The 3,078-nt window shown below is 43.9% G+C and carries 2 protein-coding genes; both read right to left on the reverse strand.

From position 1 onward, the window contains the following. On the reverse strand, nt 1-943 hold a 943-nt coding region (locus NJ959_RS27705; protein WP_254014988.1), incomplete at its 3' end, for an RNA polymerase sigma factor. A gap of 976 nt (nt 944-1,919) precedes the next feature. Then, a partial coding sequence (locus tag NJ959_RS27710) for an Rqc2 family fibronectin-binding protein (RefSeq protein WP_254014989.1) occupies nt 1,920-3,078 on the reverse strand: 1,159 nt, incomplete at its 5' end.

Consider the following 3,078-nt stretch of genomic DNA (forward strand, 5'->3'; position numbering starts at 1 on the left):
CTCCCCTCATTTCTAACCCTCCCCTGACCAAAGACAGAGAGTTAGTTTCTCCCCTAGTTTCTAACCCTCCCCTCACCAAAGACAGAGAGTTAGTTTCTCCCCTCATTTCCAAACAGAAGTCCTCCGCGCAGCGGAGTAACTTCCCTTCTAAAGTCCCCCCTTCACAAGGGGGGATTAGGGGGGTAATTTCCTCTTTTACCAGAGGTTTAATCTCTACCTCCTCCACCGCAACCGATAATCTCACAGTCTCCGCCACAATCGGTTCAACTCTCCCATTCTCCTGGGATTTTTCCCCTATTCCCGACTCCTTTCCCGCCTTAGTTGACTTAACAGATAATTCAGTTTTAGTCTCATTCTCCCCGAGAAAATATCCCCTCAACTCCTCTCGCAAAATTGCCCGCGCCTGCGAGATACGTTTGCTGACATTTTGGTAGGAAATCTCTTGCTGTTGGGCAATCTCTTTATAAGACAATTCCCGATCAAAATGCAGAATAAACGTCTCGCGCAGCCTTGTCGGTAAATTATCAATGGCGCGGCGAATCACAGTCTTTCTCTCTTCCTTCTCCAAAGCACTTTCTGGCGTATCCTCACAGGAAACCACTTCCCTCTCCTCACCAGCCGCGTATACCTCTATATCCTCAACTAGATTCGCACTGCGATCGCGCTCTCGATGAATATCCATGCAAAGATTATGAGTCAGGCTGGTTAACCAACTCTTAAAATTCTTAATTTTCCCCTCAAACTTTTCCAGCTTTTCCCAAGCCTTAATCGTCGCCCGACTCAGCGCATCTTCCGCATCAGTCGGGTTCCCACCCATCCACTTAAGACAGCAAGAATACAGATAATCTCGATACTCTTGCCATACCTGCCAAAACTTTTTCTCTTCAGAGTTACGCGACAGGCAGACGGCACCCGATGTAGCTACTAATTGAGAATTTGACATAATAAATCAACTTTTAGCAAACCTTAATAGAATGAATTGAGTTTCAGAAAAGCACCTATCTCTGTTCCTTTCTCAGTCCGCATTTCATCCCAGCAAAAATCTCACCAGAGATTTGCTAACAAAGGGATATTCCTTCTCTGCCCCACAAAAAATGTTGCTAGAGAATCACGACAAAAGGACGATCAAACTTTTGTCAAAAAAAAAAAGAATAAAAAAGTTTTGTCTATTTATGTGATATGTAACTGCGTTACCTATCTTGCTTGTTTATATGAGTTGTTGAATTAAAATAACGATCGACACAAACAAGATGGAATGAGACACCCCACCTGGGTAGTAACTTTGGGTGAGACTCCTCGTTGTACTTCCGATCCACACCTGCGATCATTTCCATTTCCCTACCGTTTCCTTGATTTATAGTCCCTATATTAATAAGACGCTTCCACACCCCAATTTCGGAATTTTTCGAGTTACAGGCAAATTTTATCCCCCAAAAACCACCCTCAGCCCACAGAACCCTTACTCACCATACCTTTCAGCCCCTGCATATTTTTCTCAACTTCCCTAGTAATAGGTTACTCAGTAGGGTGCGTTATGCGATAGCTAACGCACCCTCCACACTATTCGTCCTATTGTTGTGTAAGTCCTACAGCGGTAACCGCTGTTATGAGGTACAGTAGCAATAATTTTCAGGTATGTTCGGTGCAAAGAAACCGGGTTTCTGAGGTGTACTTCATAAACCTACAATCTGCTGTATGTGTAATAGGTTACTCAGTAGCTCTCAATCTCAGCCAAAACAAAAGACCAGCTTTGTCTCTAGCTGGTCCCGCCATAATTTTAATTTTGTCGTCTTTCTCTATAGAGGAAATCCATGCTGCGCGTTCCCAAGCGAGCAGCGTTAAGATTTTTTGACGTTTTTCATCGTAACAAAGAACGGGATCTTTTCGTAATGTAAGTTTACATTTTCTTTGAGAAGGGGCTAGGGGCTTAAGGGCGATACTTCTGTCAGACAGACTTTCCCTTTTTGAGGATGCCCCCACAGTATCGTTTCTTGCTTGTAAATCGCCATCCCAGGTTTAGCACCCTTGGGCTTGTAAACGTATTTGGGTTTAGTATAGACTACTGGAACCTGCTCGCTTTGTCGCCCCTGACTGTAATGAGCCGCTAAATTTGCGGCAAATTGCAAATCCTTTTCTTCGGGAACAGTTCCCGGTTGGAGACGGAGAAGGACATGACTACCTGCAATCTCTTGGGTATGAAACCAAATATCGTAATCTCCAGCCGTGCGAAAGGTAAGTAAATCGTTTTGCCGATTATTCCGACCAATTAATAATTCAAACCCACTGGGCGTTTTATATCGATAGGGTTGGGAAACATCGGGAATATTGCCATGTTTCTGACGGGCTTTGCCATCGCTTTTGGCACTACCTCCAGCGGTATCTCTTGGGTGTGAAGCTTCCAAATAGCTTTGTTGAATTAGTTCATCCCGGATTTCTCCCAGTGTCTGTAAATCCTCTGAAGTATTGTAAATTTCCAATATTTTCAAGGCGGCTTCAACCTGCTCTAAATATCGAATTTCCTCTCGTACTTCGTTAAGTAAAGGTTCAACCGCAAGGCGAGCGCGTTTTAGTTTCTGGTGGCGCTTATACAAGAATTGGGCATTTTGAATAGCATTTTTCTCTGGATTTAAAGTAATACTAACAGGTTTATTAGTTTCAAAATCTGACAAGGTAATAGTTTTCATTCCCGCTTGCCATTCTTGGAGATAAGCCATTAATAAGTCCGCATTTTGTCGGTACTTATCGGCTTCGTCAGATTCGTGCAAGCGTGTTTCAAAACCAGAGCCTTTCTGACGTAATTTTGCCAGACTATTACCCAGTTTCTGAGCCAGTTGGTTGTGCAGCCGAGCAAATTCTACTCTTTCACTCTCGGCACTATAGTAGGAATTGAGTAAGCTTTGAATATCTTTAGCAGGTTTGATAATACCCCAACCGAGGATATTGTATCCATCCTCTGTCCAGCCCGGTTGAAATTTCTGAATGGGGGAGAGAGAAGAGGGGGAGAGAGGGGAAACCTTTTCCCGATCGTTTCCACTTTCCATCCTTATATCTGCTGCTCCACTCCCCACTCCCCACTCC

The organism is Limnofasciculus baicalensis BBK-W-15, assembly GCF_024178385.1.
Lineage (GTDB): Bacteria > Cyanobacteriota > Cyanobacteriia > Cyanobacteriales > Coleofasciculaceae > Limnofasciculus > Limnofasciculus baicalensis.